General features: G+C 67.2%; 19 protein-coding genes. 9 read left to right on the forward strand and 10 right to left on the reverse strand.

Translation table 11 applies throughout. From position 1 onward, the window contains the following. Positions 1–225: 225 nt before the first annotated feature. Positions 226–1,194, reverse strand: a complete 969-nt coding sequence (locus IG65_RS0110025; RefSeq protein ID WP_036523946.1) for a nitronate monooxygenase family protein — start codon at positions 1,192–1,194, stop codon at positions 226–228. 211 nt (positions 1,195–1,405) lie between these two features. Between IG65_RS0110025 and IG65_RS0110030 the strand changes: the two genes are divergently transcribed. Both IG65_RS0110030 and IG65_RS0110035 read left to right on the forward strand, forming a co-directional pair. Beyond that, positions 1,406–1,627, forward strand: coding sequence for a hypothetical protein (locus IG65_RS0110030; protein WP_030514590.1), 222 nt, complete (start codon positions 1,406–1,408; stop codon positions 1,625–1,627). Further along, positions 1,627–2,925, forward strand: a complete 1,299-nt coding sequence (locus tag IG65_RS0110035; RefSeq protein WP_030514591.1) for a hypothetical protein — start codon at positions 1,627–1,629, stop codon at positions 2,923–2,925. The genes IG65_RS0110030 and IG65_RS0110035 overlap by 1 nt, the downstream gene beginning before the upstream one ends. A gap of 88 nt (positions 2,926–3,013) precedes the next feature. On the opposite strand, the gene uvrA is transcribed toward IG65_RS0110035, so the two are convergent. Both uvrA and IG65_RS0110045 read right to left on the reverse strand, forming a co-directional pair. Beyond that, the gene (uvrA, locus tag IG65_RS0110040; protein WP_030514592.1) at positions 3,014–5,968 is read right to left on the reverse strand and encodes an excinuclease ABC subunit UvrA; all 2,955 of its coding nucleotides are present in this window, start codon (positions 5,966–5,968) and stop codon (positions 3,014–3,016) included. Between the two features lie 107 nt (positions 5,969–6,075). Then, positions 6,076–7,218 carry a beta-ketoacyl synthase N-terminal-like domain-containing protein gene (locus IG65_RS0110045; RefSeq protein WP_030514593.1) on the reverse strand — a complete coding sequence of 381 codons (1,143 nt, stop codon included), beginning with the start codon at positions 7,216–7,218 and terminating at the stop codon, positions 6,076–6,078. Positions 7,219–7,524: 306 nt separating this feature from the next. On the opposite strand from IG65_RS0110045, the gene IG65_RS0110050 reads away from it, so the two are divergent. Together IG65_RS0110050 and IG65_RS0110060 are read left to right on the forward strand one after the other, a co-directional pair. Then, a complete protein-coding gene (locus tag IG65_RS0110050) occupies positions 7,525–8,865 on the forward strand; it encodes a diguanylate cyclase domain-containing protein (protein ID WP_369801503.1) in 1,341 nt (446 codons plus the stop codon). 225 nt (positions 8,866–9,090) lie between these two features. Beyond that, entirely contained in the window at positions 9,091–11,469 is a 2,379-nt protein-coding gene (locus tag IG65_RS0110060; RefSeq protein ID WP_030514595.1) for an ATP-binding domain-containing protein, read from the forward strand. 28 nt (positions 11,470–11,497) lie between these two features. Here the strand turns inward: IG65_RS0110060 and IG65_RS0110065 are convergent, their stop codons facing one another. From IG65_RS0110065 to IG65_RS0110075, 3 genes are all read right to left on the reverse strand, one after another. Further along, positions 11,498–11,950 carry a universal stress protein gene (locus IG65_RS0110065; protein ID WP_030514596.1) on the reverse strand — a complete coding sequence of 151 codons (453 nt, stop codon included), beginning with the start codon at positions 11,948–11,950 and terminating at the stop codon, positions 11,498–11,500. 435 nt (positions 11,951–12,385) lie between these two features. Next, positions 12,386–12,802, reverse strand: coding sequence for a DoxX family protein (locus IG65_RS0110070; protein ID WP_030514597.1), 417 nt, complete (start codon positions 12,800–12,802; stop codon positions 12,386–12,388). Positions 12,803–12,906: 104 nt separating this feature from the next. Beyond that, positions 12,907–13,812, reverse strand: a complete 906-nt coding sequence (locus tag IG65_RS0110075) for a helix-turn-helix domain-containing protein (protein WP_231509124.1) — start codon at positions 13,810–13,812, stop codon at positions 12,907–12,909. Positions 13,813–13,888: 76 nt separating this feature from the next. Here IG65_RS0110075 and IG65_RS0110080 point away from each other — a divergent pair, with 76 nt between their 5' ends. Further along, positions 13,889–14,359 carry a VOC family protein gene (locus tag IG65_RS0110080; RefSeq protein ID WP_030514599.1) on the forward strand — a complete coding sequence of 157 codons (471 nt, stop codon included), beginning with the start codon at positions 13,889–13,891 and terminating at the stop codon, positions 14,357–14,359. A 71-nt stretch (positions 14,360–14,430) separates the two neighbouring features. On the opposite strand, the gene uvrB is transcribed toward IG65_RS0110080, so the two are convergent. Continuing rightward, positions 14,431–16,614 carry an excinuclease ABC subunit UvrB gene (uvrB, locus tag IG65_RS0110085; protein WP_030514600.1) on the reverse strand — a complete coding sequence of 728 codons (2,184 nt, stop codon included), beginning with the start codon at positions 16,612–16,614 and terminating at the stop codon, positions 14,431–14,433. Between the two features lie 864 nt (positions 16,615–17,478). Between uvrB and IG65_RS0110090 the strand changes: the two genes are divergently transcribed. The 3 genes from IG65_RS0110090 (at position 17,479) to IG65_RS37695 (ending at position 18,860) form a co-directional block, all read left to right on the forward strand. Next, positions 17,479–18,042 (forward strand): hypothetical protein, encoded by a 564-nt coding sequence (locus IG65_RS0110090; protein ID WP_081879372.1) that lies wholly within the window; start codon positions 17,479–17,481, stop codon positions 18,040–18,042. An 86-nt stretch (positions 18,043–18,128) separates the two neighbouring features. Then, complete coding sequence (locus IG65_RS0110095) at positions 18,129–18,653, forward strand: DUF402 domain-containing protein (RefSeq protein WP_030514602.1); 525 nt, start codon at positions 18,129–18,131, stop codon at positions 18,651–18,653. A gap of 42 nt (positions 18,654–18,695) precedes the next feature. Beyond that, positions 18,696–18,860: a hypothetical protein gene (locus IG65_RS37695; RefSeq protein ID WP_156055551.1), complete on the forward strand. Its 165-nt coding sequence runs from the start codon at positions 18,696–18,698 to the stop codon at positions 18,858–18,860. Positions 18,861–18,883: 23 nt separating this feature from the next. On the opposite strand, the gene coaE is transcribed toward IG65_RS37695, so the two are convergent. Continuing rightward, on the reverse strand, positions 18,884–20,080 hold the full coding sequence (coaE, locus tag IG65_RS0110105) for a dephospho-CoA kinase (protein WP_030514603.1): 1,197 nt from the start codon (positions 20,078–20,080) through the stop codon (positions 18,884–18,886). A 291-nt stretch (positions 20,081–20,371) separates the two neighbouring features. Between coaE and IG65_RS37700 the strand changes: the two genes are divergently transcribed. Beyond that, the gene (locus tag IG65_RS37700) at positions 20,372–20,578 is read left to right on the forward strand and encodes a hypothetical protein (RefSeq protein WP_146098606.1); all 207 of its coding nucleotides are present in this window, start codon (positions 20,372–20,374) and stop codon (positions 20,576–20,578) included. 54 nt (positions 20,579–20,632) lie between these two features. Here IG65_RS37700 and IG65_RS0110110 read toward each other — a convergent pair whose 3' ends face one another. Continuing rightward, positions 20,633–22,162, reverse strand: coding sequence for a phospholipase C (locus IG65_RS0110110; protein ID WP_030514604.1), 1,530 nt, complete (start codon positions 22,160–22,162; stop codon positions 20,633–20,635). 221 nt (positions 22,163–22,383) lie between these two features. Next, the gene (gene rpsA / locus IG65_RS0110115; protein ID WP_030514605.1) at positions 22,384–23,856 is read right to left on the reverse strand and encodes a 30S ribosomal protein S1; all 1,473 of its coding nucleotides are present in this window, start codon (positions 23,854–23,856) and stop codon (positions 22,384–22,386) included. Positions 23,857–24,266 lie beyond the last annotated feature (410 nt).

Raw genomic sequence — 24,266 nt, forward strand, 5'->3', positions numbered from 1 at the left:
ATGTCTTGTGGGCCTTGCTGCGCGACGGCCGCGAATTCAGTGCCATCCGCCCGACATCGGTGGCAGCTGCGGCTTGACACAGTCATTGAGAGTCCTTCGAGTCATTATGAACGTCTGTTCATGAACGTGTGTTCATAATGATGGACGCACCACCCTGTGGTCAAGGTCCAGGCGGATTCCAGCCCGACCGCGAACGCCGCTACGACAGCGGCGCCGTTGTCGAACTCAGTCCTCGCGCACCGCGATTCGGCGCAGCGCCGCTTCGGTTTCGGCGGCGAGCACACCCACCAGTTCGGTGGCCGAAGCGATCGAGGTGATCCGATCGACGGCCTGGCCCGCCCACACCGGAACGGCGGTGAGGTCGTTGCGGGCGGCGGCTTGGCGGTAGTCGCGCAGGGTGGCCTCGTCGGTTCGCAGTTCGTCGTCGCGGCCGCGCCAGTGGTCGAGGAAGGTGTTGCGCAGGGTGCGGGCCGGATATTTCTCCGGCCACGGTGCGCCGCGAGCGATGTCGAGCGTCCAGTTCACCTCGGTATCGGCGCCGGCGGCGTCCACCAGGGCCTTGCCCAGTTCGGCGGGCACGAGAGCCTCGTGGGTCGCCTGGAAGCGGGTGCCCACCATCGCCCCGGCCGCGCCGAGCGCCAGCGCGGCCGCGATCGCACGACCGTCGGCGATGCCACCGGCCGCGAGGACCGGCACCGCACCCGCCAGATCGACGATCGTCGGCACGAACGACAGCGTCCCGATGCCCTGGGCCGCACAGTGACCACCGGCGTCGCTGCCCTGCGCCACCAGCACGTCCGCGCCCGCGTCCAGCGCCCGCCGCGCCTCGTCGGCATCGGTGACCTGCACGATCAACACCGCACCCGCGTCCCGGACGGCGGCCGCGAGCGGCATCGGGTCACCGAAGGACAGCACCACCGCGGCCGGATCGAACGACAGCGCGTGGTCGAGTACGGCTCGGTCGATCGCCCAGCTCAGGAAGCCGACTCCCCATGGTGCGGTGGTGTTCTCGCGCACCAGTCGCAGTTCGCGCTCGACCCATTCCCGGTCGCCGCGACCACCACCGACGAGCCCCAGACCGCCACCCTCGGAGACCGCGGCGGCCAGGGCCCCGCCCGCTTCGCCACCCATGGGCGCGGAGACGATCGGGTGGCGGACGGAGAGGATTTCGGTGAATGCGGTCGGGATCGCCATGCCCCGATCGTCGCAGGTGTGTGCGGCGGACCTGACGGCGGCGTGCGGACCGGCCGGTCGTTGTCGTGCTCGAGCACTCGCCGCTTTTCGCGGTGACTTACCCCAATGCGGGCATTTTCGGCCTCGCCCCGCGGTAGCCGGCTTCTATGATTCGCCGGATGTCTTCATGGGTACGTTCCAGCGGAAGACGTGACGAATACCGGGGTGCAGCATGACCGCCAGAAGAGATCTGGACCACGAACTCGGCGGGCCGATCGCCGCCACGGATCTACTGACCGATCACGAATGCGCGGACCTGTTGTCGCTGTTCACGCAGGCACGTCGTGAGGAGGCGCAGGCGCTGTCGCAGTCGGTGGACTCGATGATCAGCGCCCTGCCGCGGCCGCTGCGCGCGCCGGCGAAGAAGATCATGTTCGGGAACCTGCTGGACTGATGACGGATCCGGTAACCCGCGCCCAGCTCATCCTGCTCGCCCGCACGTTGCACGTTCCACCGGAACGGCTCGCTCATCTGGAGCGCCTCGGCGCCCGCAATCTGCACGAACTGCAGCAGCGGATGGCCGCGATCGTCTTCGATCAGCACGCCGAAACCTTCAAGCGGATCAGCAGATTGGTGCCGATCATTCCGCTCGGCATCTCGATGCCGCTGGTACAGAAGCTGGTGCCGCCGGCGCTGACCGGACGCGCGGCCGGCGCGGTGGGCGTCGATCACCCGAAGAAGGCCGCCGAAACCGTCGCACTGCTCGGCATCGGCTACGCGGCCGACTGTGCGCCGTATCTGGACCCGCGCACGGTCGGTGAACTGGCCGATATTGCGCCACCGGAACCGATCGTGCAGATCGTCAACGAGGTGCTGCGCCGGCGCGACTACATCACCGCGGGGCCGTTTCTCGGCTACGCGTCACCCCGGCTGATCGAAGCCGTGGAGCGCGGCGTCCCCGACGACGAAGGCCTGATCTTCTCGGCGTCGTTCGCCTTCTCCACCAGCGCCCTGACCTCCGTGCTGCGCCAGTTGCTCAACGGCCCGGCGCGCCGGATGCCGCGCATGATCCAGACCGTCCTGCACGGGTCACCGGAGTTGCGGCTGGCGGCGTTGTCGATCTTCGCGCGCTGCGACGCCGATGTCGTCGCCGACGTGGGAGATATCGTGCTGGGCGTCGGGACGCCCGCCCTCCTGGGCAATCTGGTGACGACCGCGATCCACGGCCGGGCGGTGCGCGATATGGCCGTCTTCTTCGACACCTTGCGCCCGCCCGCCCTGGCGGCGATGGCGGCACTGCCGATCTTCACCGATACCGCGGTGGCCGCCGCCCTGCTGCAGGGCCTGGAGGGCTGCTCCGATCCGGCGCCCTGGCGCGGGTTGTTCGCCCTGCTGGCACTGCTCGATCCCGCGATGCGGCCGGCGCTGGCCGATATGCTCGCCCAGCAGTCCGACGCCACCATCGCGGCGCTGCCCTCGCATGCCACCGAGGCCGATCTGTGGCCCGTCCTGCTGGAAATCATTGCGGCGGGCGATCATTCGGTCCAGGCGCGGATCGGCAGCCGCTGGGCGATGCTGCCGCCGGAACGCCGCGCGGGCGTGCAATGGCATCTGGACGAGCGCAGCGAGGACCCGCGGCTGACCACGGTGGCCGGCGCGGTGGCTGCCAGTTCGGTGTCGGTGGAAGAGGTCTTCTTCCGGCGCCGGCAGCTCGGCCGCCGCCGCGGCGCCGACAGCTGGGACGCGGTCTGATCGAGCGCGACCTACCGGCGCCGCTGATACCGATCGACATCGTTGAGAGACGGACCCGCCGGAAACCAGCGGGTCCGTCGCGCGATGCTCAGCCGACGGCGGCCGTCCTGCGACGCCCGGCCGGCTTCGCAGCCGCCGACTTGGTGGCCGTCGCCTTCTTGGTCTTCGTCGCCTTCGCCGGTGCGGCGGGCTTGTCGAGAACCTCGCGCAGGAACTGGCCGGTATAGCTGTCGGCAACGGCCGCAACGTCTTCCGGGGTGCCCTGTGCGATCACGGTGCCACCGCCGGAGCCGCCCTCGGGACCCATGTCGATCACCCAGTCGGAGGTCTTGATGACGTCGAGGTTGTGCTCGATGACGATGACGGTGTTGCCCTTGTCGACCAATCCGTTGATCACCGCGAGCAGTTTGCGAATGTCCTCGAAGTGCAGGCCGGTGGTCGGCTCGTCGAGGATGTAGACCGTGCGCCCGGTCGAGCGCTTCTGCAGTTCGGCGGCCAGCTTCACGCGCTGCGCCTCACCACCGGACAGCGTCGGGGCGCTCTGCCCCAGCCGCACATACCCCAGGCCGACATCGACCAGGGTCTTGAGGTATCGGTGGATCGAGGTGACCGGTTCGAAGAAGTCGGCCGCCTCCTCGATCGACATGTCGAGCACCTCGGCGATGGTTTTGCCCTTGTAGTGCACCTCGAGGGTTTCCCGGTTGTACCGGGCGCCGTGGCACACCTCGCAGGGCACGTACACATCCGGCAGGAAGTTCATCTCGATCTTCAACGTGCCGTCGCCGGAACAGGCCTCGCACCGGCCGCCCTTGACGTTGAAGGAGAACCGGCCCGGCTGATAGCCGCGCACCTTGGCCTCGGTGGTGGCCGCGAACAGGGTGCGGATCTTGTCGAAGACGCCGGTGTAGGTGGCCGGGTTCGAGCGCGGGGTGCGCCCGATCGGGGACTGGTCGACCTGCACCAGCTTGTCGAGGTGGTCGAGGCCGTTGATCCGGGTGTGCCGGCCGGGCACCTGCCGCGCACCGTTGAGCTTGTTCGCCAGCACGGTCGCCAGGATGTCGTTGACCAGCGTCGACTTGCCGGAACCGGAGACGCCCGTGACCGAGGTCAGCACGCCGAGCGGGAAGGCCACATCTATGCCGCGCAGATTGTGCTCGTTCGCGCCGACCACGGTGAGCTGCTTCTTCTTCGACACCGGCCGGCGTACCAGCGGCACCTCGATCACTTCGCGGCCCGAAAGATAGGCGCCGGTCAGCGAATTCGGATCCTCGAGCAGACCCGGGTACGGGCCGCTGTAGACGACCTGGCCGCCGTGCTCACCGGCCAGCGGGCCGATGTCGACCACCCAATCCGAGGAGTGGATGGTGTCCTCGTCGTGTTCGACCACGATCAGCGTATTGCCGAGATTCCGCAGCCGCGTGAGGGTTTCGATCAGGCGCCGGTTGTCGCGCTGATGCAGGCCGATGGACGGCTCGTCGAGCACGTACAGCACGCCGACCAGTCCCGAACCGATCTGGGTGGCCAGCCGGATGCGCTGCGCCTCACCGCCGGACAGCGTCGCCGCCGCGCGCGACAGCGTCAGATATTCCAAGCCCACGTCGAGCAGGAAGCCCAGCCGGGCCTGAATCTCCTTGAGTACCTGACCGGCGATCGCGGCCTCCCGCTCCCCCAGCTCGAGCGAGTTCAGGAAGCGCGAGCAGTCGCGGATCGAGAGATCACACACCTCGGCGATGGAACGGCGTCCGGCTTCGGCGTTGAGTGTGACGGCCAGGATCTCCGGGCGCAACCGCGCACCGCTACAGACCGGGCACGGCACATCGCGCATGTACCCGTCGTAGTGCTCCTTCATCTGCTCGGACTCGGTGCTCTCCAACCGCCGCTGCAGGAACGGCATCACGCCCTCGAAGTCGGCGTAGTAGGACCGCTTGCGGCCGTAGCGGTTGGTGTAGGACACGTGCACCTGATCGGAGCTGCCCTCGAGCACCGCCTTACGGGCCTTGAGCGGCAACGTATTCCACGGCGCGTCCATCGAGAAGCCGATCGCCTCGGACAGCCCGGACAGCAGCCGGTTGAAGTATTCGGCGGTCTGCCCGCGCGACCACGGGGCGATCGCGCCGTCGTTGAGGCTCAGTTCCGGGTCGGGCACCACCAGATCCGGATCGACCTCCTTGCGAATGCCGAGACCGGTGCAGTCCGGGCAGGCGCCGTACGGCGAGTTGAAGGAGAACGACCGCGGTTCCAGATCCTCGATATCCAGCGGATGACCGTTCGGGCAGGCCAGCTTCTCCGAGAACCGCCGCTCGCGGTCGTGGGCGTGTTCGTCGCGGTCGACGAAATCCAGGACCACGATGCCGTCGGCCAGCCGCAGCGCCGTCTCGATCGAATCCGTCAGCCGCTGTTTGGAAGTCGGCTTGACGGCCAGCCGGTCGATCACGACCTCGATGTCGTGCTTCTCCTGCTTCTTCAGCTTCGGCGGCTCGGTGAGCGGATACACCACACCGTCGACCCGCACCCGGGAGTAGCCCTGGGTGTTGAGCTGGTCGAACAGGTCCACGAATTCGCCCTTGCGGGTCCGCACCACCGGGGCCAGCACCTGGAAGCGGGTGCCGGGCTCCATCTCCAGCACCTGATCCACGATCTGCTGCGGGGTCTGCTTGGCGATCAGCTCACCGCAGACCGGGCAGTGCGGGGTTCCGGCGCGGGCGTACAGCAGGCGCAGGTAGTCGTAGACCTCGGTGATGGTGCCGACGGTCGAGCGCGGATTGCGGTTGGTCGACTTCTGGTCGATCGACACCGCCGGGGAGAGTCCCTCGATGAAATCCACATCGGGCTTGTCCATCTGCCCCAGGAACTGGCGGGCGTACGCCGACAGCGATTCGACGTAGCGACGCTGGCCCTCGGCGAAGATGGTGTCGAAGGCGAGGCTGGATTTACCGGACCCGGACAGTCCGGTGAACACGATCAGGCTGTCGCGTGGCAGGTCGAGGTCCACTCCCTTCAGGTTGTGCTCCCGAGCTCCGCGCACGGTCAACAGATCCGCCACCGGCTGTCCCTTCTCGATCGAAATTCGGCGTCCAGAATCTCCCCAGACGCCATGCTAAGCACACCCACCGACAAGTTCGGTGACACGACCGCGAGCGGCCCCGGCTCTCACGCCGGGCCGAGCACCACCACGGAGTTGTGCCCGCCCATTCCGAGCGAGGTCTTCACCGTGAATCCGCCGGCGAACGGGGTGGGTCCGTCCAGCAGGCGAGGATGCGCCTCGGCCACGATCGGCGGCGCCACCACGACGCCGCGTTCGTACCCCAGCGCCGTCGCCGCGATCTCGACGCCGGCCGCCGCACCCATGCAATGTCCGGTCAGCGGCTTGATCGAATAGACCTGCGGGCGGTCGTCGAAGATCCGCGCCAGCACGGCCCGTTCGGCCACATCGCACTGCCGGGTTCCCGGTCCGTGGGCGTTGTAGTAGCTCACGTCCCCGGGGCGCACCCCGGCCCGGTTCAGGGCCTGGTGCGTACAGTCCAGTATCCGCTCCAGACCGGGGTCGACGGACACGACGTGATAAGCGTCATTGGTCATCGCGCCGCCCAGCATCGCGCAGTACGGCCGCTCCACCTGCCGCGAGACCACGAACGCGACCGACGCCTCGCCGAAGCTGAATCCCCGGCTGCCCTCCTGGAACGGCCGGCACGCCTCCAGCGGATCGGCGTCGATCACGGCCGCGCCCATCTGCACGAAGTGGTGGACCATGTCGGGGCTCGCCGACAGGTCGGTGGTCACGCAGATCACGTCGTCGGCGAAGCCCTGATCCAGCCACATCTGCGCGGTGATCAGCGCGACGTTGGCCGAACTGCAAGCCGCCGAGACGTTCATCGAGGGGCCGTGGAAGCCGAATTCCTGCATCAGCAGCGAGATCGGAGTCGACGGCAGCAGCCGCAGATAGTCGCGGGAGCGGCGGCGGCTGTCGTCGGCGAGGTAGAAGTCCTCCCAGTCCCGGACGTCGCCGAGCACGATCGCGTGGATCACCCCGACCGTGCGGCCCGGACGCCAGCCTCGTTCGGTCGCATCGGCGATCGCCTCGCGCGCGGCCTCCTGAACCGCTCGGGCGTAGCGGCTCGGGCTCAGCGCCTCGTCGCCGCCGTCGGGCACCAGGGCGATCCACGCGTATTCGTCGCGGTCGGCGCCGTAGCCGGGATAGAGCCCGGCGGCCGCCTTACCGGTGTGCAGACCGCGCCACAGCGTCTCCCTGCCCCAGCCGTAACCGCTGACGACGCCGATACCTGCGATCGGCATACGATCTTGATATTCTCGAGTCGACATCGGGGTTGTGTTCGGCATTCGCGCTCCTACACCCGGCCTGGGCAGCTGCCTTCGGCGTAACACCCGGTCCGGCCCCCCGACCGGACCGAACCCGAACCCGACAGCGTACCGTCCGCCGATACCGCGGGAACGGGCACCTGTCATGATCACTCACAGGCCCGATAAGAACCTGAACTGTGACCGAACCAATACCGTCCGCGCTGCGATCCGCGGTACGTCACCATCAGAATGATCCCGTGCGCCAATTGACCTGAACAGACCATGATCAGGGGGTTACATGTGGTTGAGGCAGGTGAGAACCGGCCCGAGGCCGTGATGGACGCCGAAGTGCTCGCCCAGCGGTACCGCACCCTGGTCGAGCACAGTCCCGATGGCGTCGTCGTGCACGAGGAAGGCATCGTCGTGTACGCCAATCCGGCGATCGTGCGGCTGCTGGCCGCCCCCGGAGTGGACGAGGTGGTCGGACATCCGGTCACCCAGTTCGTGGCGCATCGCGACGTGCCCGCGATGCTCGAGCGCATCGACCGGCTGCACCAGACCGGCGACGCGTCCGAGACAGCGGAAATGACCCTGATCCGCAGCGACGGCCAGGCGGTCGACGTCGAGACGGTCTCGGTGCTCACCGTCTGGCAGAACCGGCTCGCCTATCAGGTGGTGATCCACGACCTCACCGCTCAGCGCCGCGCCGAGGCCGCGCAGCGCCGGGCCGAACACCATTTCACGGCCGTGGTGTCGCAACTCGAGGAGGGTGTGGTCGTCATCGACCGCGAGGGCCGGATCGAATCGATCAACCCGGCGGCGCTGCGCATCTTCGGTCAGGAAGGCGACAATCTGGTCGGCCGCCGCATCGATTCGCTGCCGTTGGCGCTGCTCGACGCGAACGCCCAGCCGCTGGCCCCGAGCCATCACCCGGTGGCACGAACCCTCGCCACGGGAGAAACCATCTCCCGCTACGTGTTCGGCGTGGACCGCTCGGACGGGCAGCGGCGCTGGCTGTCGGGTTCGAGCCGGTTGCTCAACCCGGGCGCAGCCGACTCGCCGGCCGTCTCCTCGTTCAACGACGTCACCGAATTCCGTGCCAGCCGAAGGCAATTGGAATATCAGGCGACCCACGATCCGCTCACCGGGCTGGCCAACCGATCGCTGGTGCTCTCGCGGCTGGCGACCGCGCTGGGCGTCGACGAGCAGTCGCCGGTATCGAACGTATTGTTCATCGACCTCGACGGATTCAAGTCCATCAACGACACCCTGGGCCACGCGATCGGCGATACCGTGCTGCAGATCGTGGCCCAGCGACTGCAGCGCGGCCTGCGCACCGACGATGTGGTCGGCCGCATCGGCGGCGACGAATTCCTGGTACTGCTGTCCGGCCGCACCCAGCCGGACGACCTGGACGGCCTGATCGCCCGGCTGCGCCAGACCATGGCCGAGCCGATCATCGCCCGCGGCCACCGCATCCACATCGAGGCATCGATCGGCGTCACCGCGCTGCGCCCGGGTGATCCGCGTACTCCCGAAGCGGTGCTGCACGACGCCGATCTGGCGATGTACCGTGCCAAACCGGCGACCTCCGAGAGCAACGCCCTGGGACGGCGACCGAACAACACTCACGCCTCCTGAAAGATCCGCGATGATCCTCGAACACGCGCTGCTGCCCGTCCGGCCCGATCGCACGGCCGAGTTCGAGGCGACGTTCGACGTCCCGGTAGTGCAACATTTCACTACCGTGGTCGCGACGCGTTCACCTGCGACTACGGCGAGTCCCGCGAACCCGAACTAGACTCGACGATTCCGTTCTCTTCGCGCGCGGCCCGCTCGGCCCCTGTGGTGACAAGGAGTTCCGTTTTGCCCGACCGCCTCACCGAGGATCGCCCCGCCACCGATCGCGCTGCCGAACTGGAGCGGGAGCAGAGCTATCTCACCCTGCTGTATCAGCGGCTCGACGGTATGAGGGAGTACGCGCAGCGCCGGCTGAAGACAGTGCTGCTCGAGACCGGCGGCACCCCGCAGGCTCGCAGCGAACGCGAATCGTTCACCCAGCTCTACTCCGAAGACCTCGCCAAATACGACGCCGCCGAGAACGGGCTGTGCTTCGGCCGGATCGATCTGGCCGCGGAGAACACCGGCGACGAGGGCGCCGCGGGCGAGTACCGCTACATCGGCCGCCTCGGCATCCTCGACGAGGACGACGACTACAACACCCTGCTGCTGGACTGGCGGGCCCCGCTGGCCCGCCCGTTCTACCTCGCCACCACCGCCGCCCCCGACGGCGTGACCCGGCGCCGGCACATCCGCTCACGCAACCGCAACGTGACCGGTATCAGCGACGAATATCTCGATCTGGACATGGCACGGCGGGCCGGCGCGATCGACTCCGACGACGGCGGCGTCGGCAGTGAGAGCGCCCTGCTCACCGCGTTGAACGCGGCGCGCACCGGCCACATGACCGATATCGTCGAGACGATCCAGAGCGAGCAGGACGCCATCATCCGCTCCGAACACCGCAGCGTGCTGGTGGTCCAGGGCGGTCCGGGTACCGGGAAGACCGCGGTCGCGCTGCATCGTGCGGCGTATCTGCTCTACACCTACCGCCAGCAGCTCGACAAGGCCGGGGTACTGATCATCGGCCCCAATTCCACCTTCCTCGACTACATCGGCCAGGTGCTGCCGTCGCTGGGCGAGACCGGCGTGCTGCTGTCCACGATCGGCAATCTGTATCCGGGAGTCGAAGCGACACTGGAGGATTCGCTGCGCGCGGGCGAACTCAAGGGTTCGCTCGACATGATCGATGTGCTGAAGAAGGCGGTGCGCGACCGGCAGGAGGTGCCGCGCGACCCGGTCCGCCTCGACTTCGACGGGTACGAGCTGACGCTGGATCGCAAGATCGCCACCCGTGCGCGCGGCCGGGCGCGCTCCTCGCGCCGCCCGCACAACCTCGCCCGTCCGATCTTCGCCGCCTCGGTGGTCGACGCGCTGACCGACCAGCTGGCACAGATCATCGGCAAGGACCAGTTCGCCGACACCGTCGACGAGGCGGATGCCGCCGCGGGCCGGCGGCCGTCGAGCTCCGGGCGCAATCTGCTGAGTCAGGCCGACCTCACCGAGATTCGCGACGAGATGCGTGCCGACGCCGGCATTCAGCGCGCGATCGCGCAGTTGTGGCCGATCCTGACCCCGCAGCAGGTGCTCGCCGACCTGTGGGCCGAGCCGGAGCGGCTCGCGCACGCCGCGGACCGGCTCAGCGCCGAGGACCGCAAGGAGCTGTTCCGCGCGCCGGACGCGGCGAGTGGGCCCGCTTTCGCGGCGGCGGACGCGCCGCTGCTCGACGAGCTGGCGGAATTGCTGGGCATCGACGACGCGGAGGAGCGGGAACGCTCGCGGCGGCGGTGGCGCGCGCAGCTGGCCGAGGCGCAGGAGGCGCTCGACATCCTGACCGGTTCGGCGCCGCAGGATCTCGAAGACGACCTGGATCCGGAAATCCTCATGGCCTACGACCTGATCGACGCCGGACAGCTCGCCGAACGCCAGCATGTGCGCAACCGCCAGACGACCGCCGAGCGGGCTGCCGGCGATCGCAGCTGGACCTACGGACACGTGATCATCGACGAGGCGCAGGAACTGTCGGAGATGGCGTGGCGAATGGTGATGCGGCGCATCCCGAATCGCTGGGTGACGGTGGTCGGCGATGTCGCGCAGACCGGAGATCCGGCGGGCGCCTCGTCCTGGCAGCGCATGCTGGAACCCTATGTCGCACAGCGCTGGAAGCTCACCGAGCTGACGGTCAACTATCGCACGCCCGCCGAGATCATGGCGGTGGCCGCCGATGTGCTGGCCGCGATCGACCCGGAGGCGACCATTCCCCGCTCCGTCCGGGAATCCGGCTTCGCACCGCGGGCCGTGCAGGTCGCGGCCGGTGGCTCGCTGGCCGCGGTGACCGAACTCGTCGACGCCGAGGCCGGCAAGCCCGGAATCACCGCCGTGCTCGCCCCGCATGCGACGGTGAGCGAATTCGCCTCGCTGGCGGGCGATTCCGTGCAGGTGCTGACGGTGGCGGAGGTGAAGGGCCTGGAGTTCGACGCGGTCGTGCTGGTGGAGCCGCAGGCCATCCTGGACGAGTCGCCGCGCGGACTCAACGATCTCTACGTGGCGCTCACCCGTGCCACACAGCGATTATCGGTGGTCCACACCGGCACACTGCCCGAGGTCCTCGGCGCATTGCGCTGAGGACCTCGAGCGGCAGGTCGGGCGAACGTCAGCGCACGGTGTGCACGATCAGGACGTCGCTGCGCGACTTGCGCGCGACGTCGGAGGGCACCGAGCCGAGCAGGCGCCCGGTCAGGGTGTTGAGGCCGCGGTTACCGACGACCAGCAGATCGGCCTCCACCTCCTTGACCAGGTTCAGCAGCGACTCGACGGGTTCGCCCACGACGGCCCGCTCCACGATGTTGGTCGCACCGGCGGCGACGGCCTTGTCCCGCGCGACGCGCAGGATCTCGTTGGTGGGCGCCGAGCCGCGTACCTGGTAGGCCTCGTCCTTGAGGACATCGGCCGCAGCGGCCACATCGCGGTCGTCGGTCGGGTAGTACGCGCATGCGACGTACAGGGTGGCGCCCGCGTCGCCGGCCAGCGCGGCAGCCTTCTCGACAGCGACATACGACGAATCCGAGCCATCGGTACCGACGACAATGGACCGGTAGGCGGTCATCTTTCCTCCAAACGTACAAGTGGGCGGATGCCTGCGCGCAATTCCGGAGCAGAAACCCGCGCGGGCAACTGCGCTAGACCATAACCGTTATCGCGCCGGAATCATCGACAATCGCAATACATCACATCGGTGCGCCTCGCGATCCCCACGCCACATTAGCCGGCCGGATGGCCGCACGACCCGTCTCACCAGCGCGGATCCCGACCGCAGACCCATCTCGCTGCGATCGTTGTCGCAGTTGCGAACCCGCTTGTGGCCCTGGGATTTTCGTCACAGAAGCGGGATTCCCCAATTACGCCGACCGCGATTGCCCGGGTGCACAACGAGACCCGGGCGCGATGGTGAGAACTCACAATTCCCGGCGGGGGAACCGATTCGGGCGCTTACCGGATATGCGAGGTAATAAACGGAATGCCGAATGCGGCCGTTCCGCGATCAACCGAGGTGGAATAGCGGTCCGGTGATTGTGGCGCCGAGATCGTCGACATGAGCGAAGAAGGCGAACAGCATGAGCGCCGCACCGGCCAATGCCAGATCCTTGTTGAAATGAATCATCTCCCCCTGTTTGGCCTGAGCATCGGATTCCTTCCAGAAGGGATGCATGAGGAATGCGGTCGGCAGCAGGAATACGAACAGCAGCAGTGAACCCAGATCGGCCCACACCCCGAGCAGCACGCTCGAGGCCCCGAGCAGCAGCACCACCCCCGAGCCCAGCACCGCCCCCTTCGCCATCGGAACACCCTTGCTGCGGGCGTAACCGGTCATCGCATCGGCCTGCGTCAGATGCCCGATCGCCGAACTCGCGAACAATATGACGAACAGAATGCGCCCGATCAGCACCAGAACACTCATCGCCAACTCCTCTGTCGGCCGACAGCACCGCCGCCGGACTGGTAGTACAGCATTCAACTACTTATGTGGTCGGTTATTCCCGGAACCGGTTCGGCCGAAACGAATCAGCGATCCGGCGCAGAGTCCCGCGGTGAGGCGTGGTGTGACAGTAGCGATGCGCGCGCGTATTCCAGCGGCGCCATTCCGATCTCGTTCGCGAATTCGCGACTGAAATGGGCTTGATCGAAATAGCCGAGTTCCAGTGCCAGGGTGGCCAGATCGTCGGTGCGGCCCTGCGCCAGCAGTTGTGCGCCGTCCTGAAGCCGGTAGCGGCGCAGCACCCACTTCGGGCCCGCTCCGACGTAGCGGCGGAACAGGCGTTGCAGGGTGCGGATCGGGATGTCGAAACGGGCGGTGACCTGGTCGACGCGGGTCAGGTCCGGATCGGCTTCCATCGCGGCGATGATGCGCAGCACCAGGAGATAGTTGTCGTCGGGCGCGCGGCGGCGCGCGGCGCGGGCGAAGTAGGCGTCGACGATGTCGCGGCGTTCGCCGGCGCTGTCGGCAGCCAGCACGCGTTCGGTCAGGCCCGCGGCCTCCGGCAGCACCTCGGTCAGTTCGATCGCGGTATCGCGCAGGGCGCCCACATCGATTCCGGTGAAGGCGCCGAAGCCGCCGGGACGGAACTTCGCGGCGAAGGTTTCACCCTCCCCCGCCAGTTCGCGGACGAATTTGCCGGTGGTCACGCCGTTGACGAACCCGCCGGTGCGGGTGACGGACCGCTCGAAGCTGACATTGACCGAGGGAAACGGCAGCACCTGCGCCTGGTAGGCCGGCCGGCCGCGCAGATCCCAGGAGACCGACCAATACCATTCGACGAATTCGGCGGTGCGCGGACTAGCCGGTAAGCGGATCAGCCGGCGGTGGCGCTCCTGCTCGCGGGGATGCAGGATGCCCTTGGTCACTTCCGGTGGTGGTACCGGAACCGGTTGCAGCGCAGCGCCTTTCGCGCGCCCGTCACCGGTCGGCACGGACCGTCTCCCGCCGCGGACGAGACTGTCGCTTTCTTCCAAGATCTTCTCCCCGCAATGGCCGAGAGTTGTCCCTATGAGCAACGACGTCAATCCCATTCCCGAGGGTTATCACTCCATCAACTGTTTCCTGGCCGTACCCGACGGCAACAAGGCCATCGAGTTCTACTCCGCGGTCTTCGGCGCGAAGGTGCTCAGCCGCAACGACCTTCCCGACGGGCAACCGGCGCACGCCGAACTGGCGATCGGCGATTCCACCATCCAGATGGGTATGCCCATCCCCGATCACGGGGTGCGCGCACCCGAATCGGGCTGGGTGCACACCAGCATCGTGCACTACTGCCCCGATGTCGACGCTGTCGTCGCCCGCGCCGCCGAACACGGTGCAGCCCGGGTCGAGGAGCCGCAGACGTTCGTCACCGGCGACCGCTACGGGCTGGTGATGGATCCGTTCGGACATCGCTGGGTGGTCATGACCCGGGTCGAGGACGTCTCGCGCGAGGAGGGCGAGCGCCGGGTCAACGAGTGGATGGCCACGCAGAGCTGAAGCGGGCCGCGCGGGTGCCCCGGTCCGGCCGGGCCACCGCCGCATCCGCGGGAAAGATGCTGTGCGGGAACTCATTTCAGCCCGGCAGCGTCCATACCCCGCAACTCCTTCTTCAGGTCGGCGATCTCGTCGCGCAATCGCCCGGCCAGCTCGAACTGCAACTCGCGGGCGGCGTTCATCATCTGATCGGTCAGCTGGGCCACCAGATCCGCCAGTTCCGCGCGCGGCATATTCGCGATGTCGCGGCCCTCGTACACGCCGGCGCTCACCGCGCGGCCGGGTTCGCCCTGGGCACGGCGTCCGCGGCTGGCATTGCGTCCGGATCCGCCGACCTCGACCTCGGTCTCGTCGGCCTCACGGTAGACCTGATCGAGGATGTCGGCGATCTTCTTGCGCAGCGGTTTCGGATCGATGCCGTTGGCTTCGTTGTAGGCGATCTGCTTGGCCCGCCGGCGTTCGGTCTCGTCGATGGCCTGGCGCATCGAATCGGTCACCTTGTCGGCGTACATGTGTACTTCGCCGGAGACGTTGCGCGCGGCGCGCCCGATCGTCTGGATGAGGCTGGTGGCGCTGCGCAGGAAGCCTTCCTTGTCGGCGTCCAGAATCGCTACCAGCGACACCTCCGGCAGGTCGAGGCCCTCACGCAGCAGGTTGATGCCGACCAGTACGTCGTACTCACCCAGCCGCAGCTGCCGCAGCAGTTCGACGCGGCGCAACGTGTCGATCTCCGAATGCAGGTAGCGCACCCGAACCCCCATGCCCAGCAGATAGTCGGTGAGGTCCTCGGCCATCTTCTTGGTCAGGGTGGTGACCAGTACGCGTTCGTCGCGTTCGGTGCGGGTGCGGATCTCGTGCACCAGATCGTCGATCTGGCCCTTGGTCGGCTTGACCACCACCTGCGGGTCGACCAGACCGGTCGGGCGAATCACCTGCTCGACGAATTCACCGCCGGTACTGCCCAGCTCGTACGGGCCGGGCGTGGCCGACATGTACACGGTCTGGCCGATCCGGTCGGCGAACTCCTCCCAGGTGAGCGGGCGGTTGTCGACCGCCGAGGGCAGCCGGAAGCCGTATTCGACGAGGTTGCGCTTGCGCGACATATCGCCTTCGTACATGCCGCCGATCTGCGGGACGGTCACGTGCGACTCGTCGATGATCAGCAGGAAGTCCTCCGGGAAGTAGTCGAGCAGCGTCGCCGGCGCCGACCCCGCCGGGCGGCCGTCGATATGCCGCGAGTAGTTCTCGATACCGGAGCAGAACCCGACCTGCCGGATCATTTCCAGGTCGTATTGGGTGCGCATGCGCAGCCGCTGTGCCTCGAGGAGTTTGCCCTGCCGCTCCAGATCCGCCAGCCGCTGTTCGAGTTCGGTCTCGATATCGGCGACCGCGCGCTCCATCCGGTCCGGCCCGGCCACGTAGTGGGTGGCCGGGAAGATGCGCAGGGTGTCGACCTGACGCACCACATCGCCGGTGAGCGGATGCAGGTAGTACAGCGCCTCGATCTCGTCGCCGAAGAATTCGATCCGGACCGCGAGCTCCTCGTAGGAGGGAATGATCTCGACGGTGTCGCCGCGCACCCGGAACGACCCGCGAGTGAAGGCCATGTCGTTGCGCGTGTACTGGACATCGACCAGCAGGCGCAGCAGCCGGTCGCGCTCGACCTCGGTACCGACCTCGAGCTGCACCGAGCGGTCCAGATAGGACTGCGGGGTACCCAGACCGTAGATACACGAGACCGAGGCGACCACCACGACATCGCGGCGCGAGAGCAGGCTCGAGGTCGCCGAATGGCGCAGCCGCTCCACGTCGTCGTTGATCGAGGAGTCCTTCTCGATATAGGTATCGGTCTGCGCGATATAGGCCTCGGGTTGGTAGTAGTCGTAATAGGAGACGAAGTACTCGACCGCGTTGTGCGGCAGCATCTCGCGCAGTTCGTTGGCCAGCTGGGCCGCCAGGGTCTTGTTCGGCGCCATGACCAGGGCCGGGCGCTGCACCCGCTCGATCAGCCAGGCCGCGGTGGCCGACTTGCCGGTGCCGGTGGCGCCGAGCAGCACCACGTCCTTCTCGCCGCCACGCAACCGCCGCTCCAGCTCGGCGATCGCGGCGGGCTGGTCACCGGCGGGCTGATGCTCGCTGACGACCTCGAACCGCCCGTCGGAGCGCTCGATCGCCCCGATCGGCCGGAATTCCGAATGCGCCAGCGGCTGCCCGCCGGGTGCGTCCGAATCCGCGGGGATCTCCGTTGCGAAAGCCATGGTCACCAGGGTAAGCCGCGGCACCGACAAGTTCCGGCGCCGTGACCGCGGGCACAGCCGGACACCCGGTGATCATTTTTCGGCCACGACTGCGTATCGGCGGCAGCAGCCTGCCGCCGCACGGCCCTGACACCGCCCCGGCCGGCGTGGCCGCCCGGCGTGCACACCGCCCTGCCCGGGGCAACCACACGGCAAAACCGGCGGCCCTCCGGCCTTCGATAAAACGGCTGCCGTGTGACCCCGCCGGCGCGCCCGAACCCGCATATTCCCGGGACCGTCCACCGTGAACCGGACCCTCCGGATCGAGCGTCGACACACCCGGTGGGCGCGCGGACGCCGTCCCCTCCTCCGGAACATGCCGTATGCCAATCATTTCGGCCCAGCTCGCGCTACCGGCGGCGCAATTCTCCGCCGACTGTTCCGGACATTTCGAACAATTCGAAATAGGCCACCGTGTTTCGGCCACTGCGGGCCGAAAACATTATCCCGCACAATAATTCCACAATTCCCCCAAGGCGCGGCCACACTCCCGCCCGCCGGCGCCTCCGGAACCCCGCCGCCGATTATTGCGACAGGCCTGGCCGGAGGTTTGCCGGGACTGCGGGAGCATTGCTCCGGCAACCGCGCGCGCAGAATTGGATCAACCGACCAGATGCCCGAAATGTCCGGTAGCACAAGCCGCCTCGATGATCACGGCACGGCCGAATCAGCCGAATTCCGTGTCGTTTTCACCCCGCCGGAGGGGGTTGCCCGGGTGTACGCTGATCCGGTCGGAAGTCGAGAAGGGCAAGTGTTATGGCCGGTTTCCTCGCTGAACGTGTCACCCGGACTCTGCGCACTGCCGCGCCCAATGGAGTCAGCCCAATGCCGTCGAATCGCAACATTCCGGGCCGAAAAGCACCGATTCCGGTGCCACCATCGGGTACGGCACACAGACCGCACGTCGAATATTTCGATATCGCCGATCTCACCAGAACCGATTCCCGCGGTTTCGTCCATTCGGTCGACAGTTATCACGCCGAGCCGTGGGGGCTGTATCTGGTCCGGGCCGCCGATACCCCGCCCTACCGCTATACCGAGACCTGGCTGCTGCCCAGGCAGTCGATCCGCGTCACCATGCATCACGTCAACGCGGCACACGATCGCGATCCGATCTATCACATCTATATCGGCAACTTCGCCAAGATCGAGCCGAAGCGCTGGCGGGCCGAGTACCACTACATCGACATCGTCGCCCGCAACGGCCACGTCTGCGAACTGCACGGGGTCGACGAACTGTTCGCCGCGCACGCGGCCGGCCACGTATCGGCCGAGACGGCTCAGCGCGCGTTCGAGCAGGCCACCGCGGTCATCGACGGTATCGCCTCGCACGATCACAACTTCGAACGCTGGCTCACCACCCAGGGCATCGCCCTGCACTGGCTGTAACCGCGTCACCGCCCGCTCGCGTCGATGATCATCCGGATCGCGGCGCGAGCGGGCGTTTTGCGGGCCCGCGGCGGTAGATTCGGGGCATGACGCAGGGGCATGTGGTCGATCTGCATCGGCCGAAGATCGAATACTTCGACCTCGCCGGGTCCACCAACACCGATCCGAAGGGCTTCGTGCGGCCGGTGGAGACGTATCGGACCGAACCGTGGGGGCTCTACATGGCCCGCACCGCCGATCATCCGGAATTCCACTACCTCGAATCCTGGCTGCTGCCGGAGCTGTCGCTGCGCGCCACCATCTTCCACTTCCGTCCCACCCATCGACGTGACCAGGACTTCTACCTCGATATCGGCGATTTCGCCGCGGCGGGGCCGCAGATGTGGAAGTCGGTCGACCACTACCTCGACATCGTGGTCCGAACCGGCCGCGAGGCGATTCTGCTCGACGTCGACGAGCTCCTGGCCGCTCACGCCGCCGGATATCTGAGCGCGTCGCAGGCGCAGCAGGCGATCGAGGCCGCCACCCGGGCGATCGACGGAATCGCCTCGCACGGTTACGATTTCGAGTCCTGGCTGCGCTCGCGAGGTATCGAGATCGGCTGGCGGTGATGGTACGGGCCGAGCTACGCAACCTCGAGAACAAGGAGAGCCATGGGTGAGTCGTCTTCGCTGCGCCGGATCGGGAACTCGGGGCTCGCGGTGTCGGTCGTCGGACTGGGCACCAACAATTTCGAGGCCAATGTCCGGGCCGGGCAGTGGCAGCCCACCGCCGAGGACCTCGCGGAGATCGACCGGATCACCTCCGTATCGCGCTGACCGCGGTACGGGTGGTGCCTGTATCAGGCGCGGGGAACTCGCTCGTAGATCTTGTCGAACCAGGGTTCCTTCACCGACAGGTAGGCCTCGACGGCCTCGTCGCCCAGCTTGCCCGCCGCCTCTGCCTCCCCGCGGCGCTTGATCTCCGAATACTCGGCACGGGCGTCGGCGTCGGCGCGCAGCCAGTCGCGAAAGTCCAACGCGAAGCGCTGCCCCGGCGAACCATCCACGCGCACATGGATATTCGCGAGCCGCCCGGGGTTGGCATTGCCGTGCAGACGTTTCGCCCACAGTTCGGCATCGGTGCCCGCGGGATCCTGCGGCGTCGGTTTGGGGTTGTCGCCGGTGACCGAGTCGACCAGGGGAAAACCGGCGAGCGCCAACCGGTCTCGCAGTGCGTCGGCCGTCGCGAGGTCGGCGACCGTGATCTGGATGTCGATCACATCCTTGGCCGCCAGCCCCGGCACGGCGGTGGAACCGATGTGATCGATGCGGCGCGCATCGCCACCGCAGGCCAGCCATAGCCGGCCGATCAACCGCTGCGCCTGCGCCGGCCACTGCGGATCCGGCTCGACCAGCCGCACCGCCCCGGTCGAGCGCGCCGGGGTCCGCGTGCGCACATTGTGTTCGAACGGCAGCAGGCGCTGCTCCCACAGCGCCCGCACCTGCGGCGCCAGCGCCTCGGCGTCGGAGTTGTTGTCCAGCAGGACATCCGCGGCCGCCCGCCGCTGGTCGTCACTGGCCTGTGCCTTGATCCGCGCCAGCGCGTCCGCGCGGCTCACGCCGCGGAACTGCTCGAGCCGGTGCACGCGCGTCTGTTCATCGGCCATCACCACCACGACGAGATTCATCATCGCGCCGAGATTGTTCTCGACCAGGAGCGGAACGTCCTGCACCACAATCGCGTCCGCCGGCGCGGCGGCGATCAGCTCGGTCGTGCGCCGGCCGACCAGCGGATGGGTGATCGAGTTCAGCGTCGTGCGCGACTGCTCGTCGGCGAAGGCGACCGCCGCGAGCGCGGGGCGGTTCAGACTGCCGTCCTCGGCCAGGATTTCCGGGCCGAACGCCGCGACGAGTGCGGCGAGGCCCTCGGTGCCGGGTTCGACGACCTCGCGGGCGATGGCGTCGCTGTCGACCAGAACAGCCCCGTATTCCACCAGCAGCCGCGCCACCGTCGACTTACCCGCTCCCATGCCTCCGGTGAGACCGATACGCAACATTTCCCCAGTCTCGCATCCCACCACCGCGGTCCGCGCCCGCACCCCGGCCGCGGGGCGATAGAGCTGATTACCCACCGCGTGAATCCTTTTCACCTCGACCACGCGGTATTACCCATTCCGTGACGCCGGTGATATCAATTCGCAACTTTTTCCGCCCGATACCGACCTGGGGTCGGCAACTTTCCGACACGCCGGGCTCGAAGTCACGCAAAATCCGCAACCCCACACTTTTGTTCCGCTACTGTTTCGCCGCGGGCGATCCAGGCCATCCGAGCTAGCGAAGGAAGATCATTGGGCACCACAAACATCCAGTCGGGTCGCCACCGGCTGGGTATGGCAGGCACCGTGCACTGCATTCGGATTCCCGCCGTTGCGGCAGCACTGGCCGAACACCGCCGTTCGTGGTTGACCGCCCTACTCAGCCCGGCGCGGCACAGCTTCGCGGCCATGCGCAGCCGGGGCGGGGTCACCCGCTGGATTCCCGCCACGGCGAGCTGACCAGTACATCGAACGTTCGGCGGCCCACCGCGGATTCGGTGGGCCGCCCGTTTTTCACACCAGGCCGCTCGGGGTCCGGCGCGAGCCCGGTTCCTGGCTCGGCATCGCATTCGGCGGCACCGGATAGGGAATTCCCTTACCCTCGGTACCGAGCGCGATATTCGGCCCACATTGCGCGAGTGCGGCATCCGATTTCGGTTTCGGATCGCTAATTCGCGGCGGCACGGAATCGGGCGTCGAACCGAAATCGAATGCCGAGGTCATATCGCCGGTGACGCTGCGCCGCCATGCGGTCACATTCGGCACCTCCACGCCGAAACGACGTTCCAGCAAACGCAATTGCGAGGTGTGGTCGAAGGTCTGCGAGGCGACCAGCCCGCCGCGCGAATACGGCGAGATGACGAAGCACGGGACGCGGTAACCCAATCCGATCGGACCGGCGACCCCCTTGGCCGCCGGCACCCGCCCGAGATCCACCGTCAGGTACTCCCCCGGTGTGCCGGGCGGCGGTGTCGGCGGGGTGACGTGATCGAAGAAGCCGCCGTTCTCGTCGTAGCTCACGATGAGCGCGGTCTTCTCCCACACCTTCGGGTTGGAGGTGAGGATGTCGAGCACCTGCATGATGCCCACCGCGCCCAACGCGGGTGGCAGCGCGGGATGTTCGCAGTTGAACAGCGGCGGGATCACCCACGACACCGAGGGAAGCCGGTCGGCGGCCACGTCCGCGGCGAAGTCCTGCGGATACACCGGGGCCTTGCCGCGTTTGGCGAGTTCGGAATTCGGGTCAGCGGCCTGTGTGAAGCAACCCATCATGCCGTCGAGGATCACCGACGAGATCGGTCCGACATCGCGGTTGTTGTAGATCTTCCAGTCGACGCCGGCCTCCGAGAGGTTCTCCGGATAGGTGCGCCAGCTGTAGACGTTCTGCGGGATCAGCGTCGGCGTCTCCACCATCGGCCCGCCGGCCAGACCGTCGGGGTCGATGGTGGCGGAGATCCAGTACAGCCGGTTCGGGTCGGTCGGGCCGAGCACCGAGCAGTGGTAGTGGTCGCAGAGGGTGAACGCATCGGCCAGCTCGTGGTGAACCGGAATATCGGCGCGGGTGTAATACCCCATGGCCGCCGGACCGTTGGCAGCGCCGACGCCGGCCACCGACATCGGCATCCAGCGGTCGTTGCGGCCGCCGTTCCACGCCTCGTGCATTCCGGCCCAGGAATGATCGGGATCGTTGATGCACTCACCGTCGAGGGTCGCGCCACGGGTGGTGTCGAGCCGGAACGGGACGATGAACCCGTCGGCGGTGGGCCCGACGCCGGGCGCGTAGCCGTACTGCTTCCACGCCGGCGAGGCGTCGTCGAAACCCCTTACACCGGACAGGGTTCCGAAGTAGTGGTCGAACGAGCGGTTCTCCTGCATGAGCAGGACGAAATGCTCGATATCGCCGAGCCCGCCCATCCCCGCCGGGTCGGCCGCGTGCGCGCGCTCGATGATCGGATTCGCCCAGGCGGCCAGGGCCCCCGCTCCACCGGCCGCCATGGCCTTCGCCAGAAAATCACGCCTGTTGATGCCGTCGAACAGACCCATGCCGGTGCCGAGACCTTCCGCGTCGGTGAAATGAACAGTGCCGGTTGACAGGACAGTGCCGGCCGACAAGACCGTGCCGGCTGACAGAGGACAGTGGCAGATCCTCGCCGAGAATAATGGACCGGCGGCATCGACGCGGTGACGAGGGGCGGAACGAGTAGCCCGGAGATGGGCGAAGGCCCCGGTCCGATGGACCGGGGCCTTCGTTTCAGCTCAGCGATTTACGCGTTGCCGGACAGCTTCTCACGCAGCGCGGCGAGCTGCGCGTCGCTGGCCAGCGAACCGCCGGCCGACTCCGACGAGGAGCTGGAGGACGAGCTCTGCGCACCGCTCTCGGAGGAGTAGTTACCGGAGGCACCACCGTTGGCGGCCTCGGCGGCGGCGTCGGCCGCCATCTTCTCCATCTGAGCGGTGTGCATCTTGTGGCGACGCTCGGCCTCGGCGTAGCGGCCTTCCCACTCTTCCCGCTGCTTGTCGAAGCCCTCGAGCCATTCGTTGGTCTCGGGGTCGAAGCCCTCGGGGAAGATGTAGTTGCCCTGCTCGTCGTAGCTGTCGGCCATGCCGTACTTCGACGGGTCGAACTCGGCGTGGTAGTCCTCGTTCGCCTGCTTCAGCGACAGCGAGATCCGGCGGCGCTCCAGGTCGATGTCGATGACCTTGACCATCGCGTCGTCGCCCACGGCGACAACCTGGTCCGGCACCTCGACGTGGCGCTCGGCCAGCTCGGAGATGTGCACCAGGCCCTCGATGCCCTCTTCGACGCGCACGAACGCACCGAACGGAACCAGCTTGGTGACCTTGCCGGGCACGATCTGGCCGATGGCGTGGGTGCGGGCGAACTGACGCCACGGGTCTTCCTGGGTGGCCTTGAGCGACAGCGAAACGCGCTCGCGGTCCAGGTCGACGTCGAGAACCTCGACGGTGACCTCCATGCCGACCTCGACAACCTCGGACGGGTGGTCGATGTGCTTCCAGGACAGCTCGGAGACGTGCACCAGACCGTCGACGCCGCCGAGATCGACGAACGCACCGAAGTTGACGATCGAGGACACGACGCCCTTGCGGACCTGGCCCTTCTGCAGCTGGTGCAGGAACTCGCTGCGAACCTCCGACTGGGTCTGCTCCAGCCAGGCGCGGCGGGACAGGACCACGTTGTTGCGGTTCTTGTCCAGCTCGATGATCTTGGCCTCGATCTCCTTGCCGACGTACGGCTGCAGATCGCGGACGCGGCGCATCTCGACCAGAGAGGCCGGGAGGAAGCCACGCAGGCCGATGTCCAGGATCAGACCACCCTTGACGACCTCGATGACGGTGCCCTTGACGGCCTCGTCCTTCTCCTTGAGCTCCTCGATGGTGCCCCACGCCCGCTCGTACTGAGCCCGCTTCTTCGACAGGATCAGGCGGCCTTCCTTGTCCTCCTTGGTGAGAACGAGGGCCTCGACCTCATCGCCCACGGAAACGACCTCGGCCGGGTCGACATCGTGCTTGATGGACAGTTCGCGGGAAGGGATGACGCCTTCGGTCTTGTAACCGATGTCGAGCAGAACCTCGTCGCGGTCGACCTTGACGATCGTGCCTTCGACGATATCTCCGTCGTTGAAGTACTTGATCGTCTTGTCGATGGCGGCGAGGAAGTCCTCGGCGGAGCCGATGTCGTTGACGGCTACCTGCGGCGAGGTGACGGTGGTGGGCATATGTTGGGTTGCTCCGGACGGATTGTGGTCGGTAGTGGACATTGGAACTCTCGGTTTTGCTGTGAAGTCACAGCGGTGGAACTACGTTGACGGCCATGCACAGCACATCGCTGCGACACAGCACAACGCTGTACTCACTGCAGAAACTCACAGCACCGGCTGCGAAATCACAGCCTGCGGGCGACTTCCGAAATCCGTAACCCCTGCGCCCGGTACCGAGCGCTACAGTACCGACAGCGGCTACGCAAATGCCGAAGACACTCGCGGGAAACAGCGTACGCGACGTGAGTTACGCCAAGCAAACACGGGCCCCCGCCCGCACCATGATCATACGGCCGGCACCGAACACCGTTCCCGCACAGTGTGGTACCCGTCACGGCCGAGACGTAAGCACCCCGGTCGCGCCCGGG

The sequence above is a fragment of the Nocardia sp. NRRL WC-3656 genome, from assembly GCF_000720265.1.
GTDB classification, from domain to species: Bacteria; Actinomycetota; Actinomycetes; order Mycobacteriales; family Mycobacteriaceae; genus Nocardia; species Nocardia nova.

Excerpts from the sequence above, each read along its gene's own strand:
- IG65_RS0110030 (WP_030514590.1), top strand. The coding sequence starts at position 1,406 with ATGACCGCCAGAAGAGATCTGGACCACGAACTCGGCGGGCCGATCGCC.
- coaE (WP_030514603.1), bottom strand. The coding sequence starts at position 20,080 with ATGTTGCGTATCGGTCTCACCGGAGGCATGGGAGCGGGTAAGTCGACG.
- IG65_RS0110095 (WP_030514602.1), top strand. The coding sequence starts at position 18,129 with ATGACGCAGGGGCATGTGGTCGATCTGCATCGGCCGAAGATCGAATAC.
- rpsA (WP_030514605.1), bottom strand. The coding sequence starts at position 23,856 with ATGCCCACCACCGTCACCTCGCCGCAGGTAGCCGTCAACGACATCGGC.
- IG65_RS37695 (WP_156055551.1), top strand. The coding sequence starts at position 18,696 with ATGGGTGAGTCGTCTTCGCTGCGCCGGATCGGGAACTCGGGGCTCGCG.
- IG65_RS0110080 (WP_030514599.1), top strand. The coding sequence starts at position 13,889 with ATGAGCAACGACGTCAATCCCATTCCCGAGGGTTATCACTCCATCAAC.
- IG65_RS0110110 (WP_030514604.1), bottom strand. The coding sequence starts at position 22,162 with ATGGGTCTGTTCGACGGCATCAACAGGCGTGATTTTCTGGCGAAGGCC.
- IG65_RS0110035 (WP_030514591.1), top strand. The coding sequence starts at position 1,627 with ATGACGGATCCGGTAACCCGCGCCCAGCTCATCCTGCTCGCCCGCACG.
- uvrB (WP_030514600.1), bottom strand. The coding sequence starts at position 16,614 with ATGGCTTTCGCAACGGAGATCCCCGCGGATTCGGACGCACCCGGCGGG.
- IG65_RS0110090 (WP_081879372.1), top strand. The coding sequence starts at position 17,479 with ATGCCGTCGAATCGCAACATTCCGGGCCGAAAAGCACCGATTCCGGTG.
- IG65_RS0110070 (WP_030514597.1), bottom strand. The coding sequence starts at position 12,802 with ATGAGTGTTCTGGTGCTGATCGGGCGCATTCTGTTCGTCATATTGTTC.
- IG65_RS0110025 (WP_036523946.1), bottom strand. The coding sequence starts at position 1,194 with ATGGCGATCCCGACCGCATTCACCGAAATCCTCTCCGTCCGCCACCCG.
- IG65_RS0110045 (WP_030514593.1), bottom strand. The coding sequence starts at position 7,218 with ATGCCGATCGCAGGTATCGGCGTCGTCAGCGGTTACGGCTGGGGCAGG.
- IG65_RS0110065 (WP_030514596.1), bottom strand. The coding sequence starts at position 11,950 with ATGACCGCCTACCGGTCCATTGTCGTCGGTACCGATGGCTCGGATTCG.